General features: G+C 61.7%; 5 protein-coding genes, 1 tRNA gene and 1 pseudogene. 3 read left to right on the top strand and 4 right to left on the bottom strand.

The features are described 5' to 3' along the window. Positions 1–357: 357 nt before the first annotated feature. Positions 358–726: a site-specific integrase gene (locus BST27_RS31340; protein ID WP_139805138.1), complete on the bottom strand. Its 369-nt coding sequence runs from the start codon at positions 724–726 to the stop codon at positions 358–360. Between the two features lie 142 nt (positions 727–868). Continuing rightward, positions 869–1,051, bottom strand: coding sequence for a hypothetical protein (locus BST27_RS33145; protein ID WP_211285309.1), 183 nt, complete (start codon positions 1,049–1,051; stop codon positions 869–871). Here BST27_RS33145 and BST27_RS33695 point away from each other — a divergent pair. The 3 genes and pseudogenes from BST27_RS33695 to BST27_RS13215 form a co-directional block, all read left to right on the top strand. Next, positions 975–1,242: pseudogene (locus tag BST27_RS33695) on the top strand (IS3 family transposase); the annotation flags it as partial. The gene BST27_RS33145 and the pseudogene BST27_RS33695 sit on opposite strands and share 77 nt — an antisense overlap. 142 nt (positions 1,243–1,384) lie before the next feature. Continuing rightward, a complete protein-coding gene (locus BST27_RS13220) occupies positions 1,385–1,975 on the top strand; it encodes an MmpS family transport accessory protein (protein WP_079219968.1) in 591 nt (196 codons plus the stop codon). 89 nt (positions 1,976–2,064) lie between these two features. Further along, positions 2,065–4,929 carry an MMPL/RND family transporter gene (locus tag BST27_RS13215; protein ID WP_232007370.1) on the top strand — a complete coding sequence of 955 codons (2,865 nt, stop codon included), beginning with the start codon at positions 2,065–2,067 and terminating at the stop codon, positions 4,927–4,929. A gap of 483 nt (positions 4,930–5,412) precedes the next feature. Here BST27_RS13215 and BST27_RS13210 read toward each other — a convergent pair. Both BST27_RS13210 and BST27_RS13205 read right to left on the bottom strand, forming a co-directional pair. Further along, positions 5,413–5,486: transfer RNA gene (locus BST27_RS13210), tRNA-Ile, on the bottom strand. A 73-nt stretch (positions 5,487–5,559) separates the two neighbouring features. Beyond that, positions 5,560–6,072, bottom strand: coding sequence for a nitroreductase family deazaflavin-dependent oxidoreductase (locus BST27_RS13205; protein ID WP_232007365.1), 513 nt, complete (start codon positions 6,070–6,072; stop codon positions 5,560–5,562). Positions 6,073–6,187: the final 115 nt, after the last annotated feature.

The following is a 6,187-nucleotide window of genomic DNA, read 5'->3' as shown; positions in this document are numbered from 1 at the left end:
CCGGCAGACGACGCCGCCACCACGACCGAAACGGAGGTCGCCTGAAACACCCGATCCACAGGTATTGACGATTCCTCTCGTCATAGCCCAGTGGGCCCGCTCGATGCCAGGTTCGTTGCGCCCGATGAGCAGGCGGTCGAGCAGACCTGAAACCGCGTTGCGTTGCGTTGCGGTACGGGCGATCGCCGACGCATTCCGGCTGCGACGAACCGAGACGCGCTGCGGAAATGGTTACGCCCTAGCAGCAAGCCAGCCTGATGCCTTGTCCGCTTTGCGGGCAGGCACCCAGGGAACCGGGTCGGACTCGCACGACGCCGTTTCCGCGTGGGCGGACTTCTGCCTGAGGGATGCAAGGTGTCATGTTGGCGCGGTTTTATCACCAAATTTCTGAACAGCAGACCAAGGAACCGGGGCAGTTAATTTCGGTCGGTCGATCGAGGGCATAGGATTCACTGCTATTCGCTTATTGGTCCAGAGAAAGTCACATAATAAGTTCCATGTCGACCAGCATCGGCGAATGGACGGGTCCCCGTGATTTCGTGCGTACACCGCAAACGCATCCTGCATTGCTGGCGTGGTGATGTCGTTGACAGCCATCCGTGCCCACTCGCCACGACTTACCAATGTTGCAATAGCGGTAAAATCGCGGCAATAGGCTGTCACCGTCTGCGCTGAGAGGTTCCGTTGCTGCCGATGCCAGAGGAAGGCGATGAACCATTCCGGCATGGCCTCCGAGTGTGTCACTTAACCTTCTGAGATGGGAGGGCTGGACAATTGAGGTTCCCATTGTCGAGCGTCCGCACGATTGTGCCCGTGCGACTGGGCCCTTTATTAGGTGAGCTCTATTTGAGGGTATACCGGCACCCGTTCAGTGGGTCTGGTTTATCGCCACTCCGTCATCACAGTTGAGAGCAACCCGAACAGCCTCGTTGCGGAACTGTCGTTGGGCATAGGGCTTGGGCATTTCGATCCCGAAATTCGTCCACGCATTGGCGGACAACGGATTACGTGGATCGATGGGACGCGTCGGAGCGTGCGGGGATAACGCCATAGAGTCCTTCTTCGCGCTGCTGCAACGCAACGTCGCGGACCGACAACGGTGGGCCACCCAAGCAGATACGACTGGCGATCGTGACCTGGAACGAGCGCACCTACCACCGCCGGCGTCGCCAACGCGCCCTTGGCAAGCTCAACCCGATAGAGTTCGAACTGCTCCACACCCCGGCCACAACCGCGGCCTGAAGTTCACAACCCGCGAATCAACCGAAGTCGGGGCAATCCCCCTAAGTCGAGATTCCCTCCTAGTTGCGCATTAGGTTAGAGTACCTAAGTTGACATATGGGCTATCTGGGGGCGTCTTTCGTCACTCGTTAGGAAGGCGCCTATGACGAGGACTGAGCCGAGGATCGGACCTTTGACGACCCCGGAGACGACCCCCGAGACGAACCTGGATACGACCCCGGACTCTTCTGGCCGCGAGGGCAATACAGCAACCCGGGCGGCCAAGCGCGGACGTCTGTCGGGCGTCGTCACCCGCTTCTGGCTCATCCTCACCGTAATTGCCGTCGTCGCAGTATCGGGATTTGTCGTCTACCGACTGCACCGCGTCTTCGGCGTTCACCCGGGTTCTTTCGGTGGCGGCACCTCGGGCGAAGTCCTGGACGAGTTCAACGCCAAGACGATCACGCTCGAGGTCTGGGGCTCGCCGGGCAGCACGGCAACCATCAACTACCTCGACGAAAACTCCCATCCTCAGCAGGCCCTCAATGTGCCCCTACCGTGGAGGACTGTATTGAGTTCGACGAAGCCCGGGATCCCGGCCAACCTGGTGGCACAAGGTGACGGCAGTTGGATCGCATGCCATTTCGTCGTGAACAACCACGACGGGAGCGGTGACGTCATCAAGGGTGCGAATCAGTCGCCACCCAACGAAACGGTGAATGCCTTTGTCTACTGCCTGGACAAGAGCGCATGAGCGAGACCACCGACAACGTCGAGACCACCAAGGCAAATTCGGCGGCGCCGCGTGTCGACCAGCCGCTGATCCCGCCCTTCCTGCCGCGGATGATCCACCGGTTGGCACTGCCGATCGTTCTGATCTGGTTGGGCATCGTCTTCGTCACCAACACCGTGGCACCGCAGCTAGAGGTCGTCGCCAAGACCCACTCGGTGTCGATGAGTCCGACCGACGCGCCATCCTTTCAGTCGATGATGCGGGTCGGACATACGTTCAAAGAGTTCGATTCCGACAACTCGGCCATGATCTTGATCGAGGGCGACAAGCCACTCGGGGCCGAGGCGCACCGCTACTACGACGAGATCGTCAGGCGCATCCAGCTAGACAAGAAACACGTTCAGCACGTCCAGGATTTCTGGAGTGATCCGCTGACGGCGGCGGGCTCGCAGAGCCACGATCAGAAAGCCGCATACGTCCAGGTCTACCTGGCCGGCAACATGGGAAGCGGGGAGGCGAACGAATCTTCCGATGCCCTGCGCAAGATGGTGAACGCGGTGCCCGCGCCGCCGGGAATCAAGGCATACGTCACCGGCGCCGGTCCGCTGTTCGCTGACCAGTCCCACTCGGGGGAGAAGGGCGTCATGGTGGTCACGATGATCACCTTCGTGGTGATCATTGTGATGCTGCTGTGGGTCTACCGGTCGATAGTCACCGTTCTGATCATGCTGGCCATGGTATTCATCGAGTTGGCCGCGGCCCGCGGTGTCGTCGCGACGCTGGCCAACTACGGGTTCATGGGGCTATCGACATTCGCCAACAACATGCTGGTGTTGATGGCGATCGCTGCCGGCACGGATTACGCGATCTTCGTGGTTGGCCGCTATCAGGAGGCCCGTGGTCTGGGCGAGGACCGCGAGAAGGCGTTCTACACCATGTTCCACAGCACCGCGCATGTCGTGCTGGGGTCGGGGCTGACCATCGCCGGCGCCATGTACTGCCTCAGCTTCTGCCGGTTGCCGTACTTCCAATCACTCGGCGTGCCTTGTGCGGTCGGCATGCTGGTTGCGGTCCTCGCGGCGCTGACGCTGGGTCCGGCGATGCTGACGGTGGCGTCATTTTTCAAGTTGATGGATCCGAAACGCAAGCTGGCGACTCGGGGCTGGCGTCGCACCGGCACCGTGATCGTCCGCTGGCCCGCACCGGTTTTCGCGGTAACCATTGCGGTCGCACTGGTTGGTCTGCTCGCCCTGCCCGGCTACAAGACGGATTACGACAACCGGCACTACCTGCCGGCGGACACCCCGGCTAACGTCGGCTATGCGGCAGCTGATCGGCACTTCGACCAGGCGCGGCTCAATCCTGAGCTGTTGATGATCGAGACCGATCATGACCTGCGTAACCCAGCCGACTTTCTCGTCCTGGAAAAGGTGGCCAAGGCGGTCTTCCACATTCCCGGCATCGGTCGGGTGCAAACCATCACCCGGCCCTTAGGCACACCACTTGACCACAGCACCCTCGGTTTTCAGATGGGTGCTCAAGCCGCAGCGCGGCTGCAGACCCAGCACTACCAGGATGCCCAGGCGCAAAATCTGCTGAGCCAGGCGGACGAGCTACGCAGGACGATGGCACTGTTGCATCAGCAGATGCAGGTGACCCAGGACCTCAGCAACACGACGCACGAAACCACCAGGCTCACCAAAGAAACTGTCGCGATCACCGCGAAATTGCGCGACGACATCGCGAACTTCGATGACTTCTTCCGGCCGATTCGTGCCTATTTCTACTGGGATCAGCACTGCTTCGACGTACCGCTCTGCTGGACGCTACGGTCCATCTTCAATGCGCTCGACGGCATCGACCAGGTGGCTGAGAACATCGTGAAACTCAGCGCGAATCTGGACAAGCTGGATGAGATTCAGCCTCAGCTCGTCGCATTGATACCTCCGCAGATCGAGAGCCAGCAGCGCAATCTCGACACCATCATGTCGAACTATGCGACGACCCAGGGTCTCAATGCGCAGGCCAGAGCGCAGGCCGACAATGCCACCGCCCAGGGCGATGCATTCGACAGGGCGCACAACGACGACACGTTCTACCTTCCGCCGGAGGCATTCCAGAGCCCAGACTTCGCGCGGGGCCTCAAGCAGTTCATATCGCCCGACGGGCATGCGGTCCGGTTGATCATCTCCCATGAAGGCGACCCCGCGACGCCTGAAGGCATCAACCACATCGAACCGATCAAGCAGGCCGTGCACGAGGCGATGAAGGGCACGCCCTGGGAGGGCGCCCACGTCTACCTCGGAGGTACCGCCGCGACGTACAAGGACATGCACGACGGCTCCAACATCGACCTGCTGATCGCCGCAATCGCCGCGGCCACACTGATTTTCATCATCATGTTGGTGATCACCCGAAGCGTCGTGGCGGCTTTCGTGATCGTCGGCACGGTGTTGCTGTCACTGGGCGCCTCGTTCGGACTCTCCGTGCTCTTGTGGCAATACATCCTCGGCGTCAAGTTGCACTGGATGGTGCTGGCAATGGCCGTCATCCTGCTGCTGGCGGTCGGCTCGGACTACAACCTGTTGCTGATATCGCGGTTGAAGGAGGAGATCCATGCCGGGCTCAAGACGGGGACGATCCGCGCGATGGCCGGCTCAGGGTCCGTCGTCACCGCGGCAGGCTTGGTCTTCGCCGCGACCATGGCCACATTCGCGTTCAGCCCGTTGAAAGTCATGGCCCAGGTGGGTACGACGATCGCGCTGGGTCTGTTGTTCGACACCCTGATCGTGAGGTCGTTCATGACACCGTCAGTGGCCACCCTGCTCGGACGCTGGTTCTGGTGGCCGCAGCACGTTCGCCCACGGCCGGCCAGCAGCATGCTGCGACCGTACGGACCGCGTCGCGCCGTGCGCGAGCTGATTCTCAAAGATGTTGACGAAAACCCACCGGGCGGAGTGCTCAAGCGGCGTTAAATGGCTTGCTAGGCAAATTGATTGCCTTGATTGCCTTGATTACCGTAGTGGCCGACATCGAGTTCGCTGATATCGCCAGCCGCTATTCCGGTCCCATGCAGGTAGACCCTGCGATATAGGCATGATCTCGATTACTGGTACGGCCCTAACCGCGTAGGCGATCCCAGGCCCCGATGGCTCGCTTAGTAGCTAGCTCGGCGCGTACCCGGCCAAGATGTGGACGCGACGCCGTTTCGGCCGCGACCCAGGCAGCGATCGCACGGCAGAAAATCAGCGTCTAACTGCACAAATGCTTTTGTGGGGGCGGGCGGGGCTCGAACCCGTGACCACCGCACTATGGTCTGCGGCCCAAGCTCGCATGGCCTGTGAGGCTGGTGTGGCGGGCGCTTCCGCGCCGCTTAAACGCCGGGGTGAGGCCGGGGTAGACCGCCGCGCCGAGGGGTCAACGCGGACGAAATATTGGCTCTACCAGCCGGTTTAAGGTGGGGCGGGCGGGGCTCGAACCCGCGACCAACGGATTATGAGTCCGCGGCTCTAACCAACTGAGCTACCGCCCCCGGCGTAACACGACCATGAGACTAGCGCGGCAGCACCGGCCCGCCGCGATCTGGTGGCACGACCCGAATGCCGTCAGTCCTCGATGGGCCGCAACCGAAATACCCTGATCTCCCGCGGCGCGCAGCTCTCCCGGTAGGCGTCATAGCCGGGATAGAAGTCGACGGCGGTGGCCCATGCCGCGGCGCGCTCGTCACCGGTAAGCAGCTCCGCCCGGTACCGCCGCGGCGCGCCCCTGAACTCGATCGTGCATTCCGGATTTTTGAGCAGGTTCGCACTCCACGACGGATGCTGCGGCCGGCCGTAGTTGGACCCGATCGCCAACAGCCCGACGCCATCGTCGATCAAGGTCAGCGGGTGCGTCCTGGGCTGCCCGGATTTGGCGCCGGTCGACGTCACCAGACCAACTTTGTCGACGCCCATGAAGCTCAGCCTGCCGTTGGTCCGGGGGATCACAAACTTGTCGACCCGCGGCGCCACGTGGAGCGCAACCTGATAGCCGAGTTTTGACATCGCGACGCGCTCGACCACCGCCTCGTCGAACCTCAGCCGTCGACCACGAACCCGACTCTCCCGCCGAAAAGACACAGCTAGACGGTACTCCCCACGACGCGTTCCAAAGCGACGAATCTGGGTAGGAAACAACGTCGCCCTACCCCACCAACCCCCATGCCGTGTCAATGTTGCAAAGACGCTGCGGCCG

This window comes from Mycobacterium intermedium, from assembly GCF_002086275.1.
Classification (GTDB): domain Bacteria; phylum Actinomycetota; class Actinomycetes; order Mycobacteriales; family Mycobacteriaceae; genus Mycobacterium; species Mycobacterium intermedium.
The sequence above is the reverse complement of the archived record's forward strand: the minus strand, read 5'-3'. Positions and strand labels throughout refer to the sequence as shown.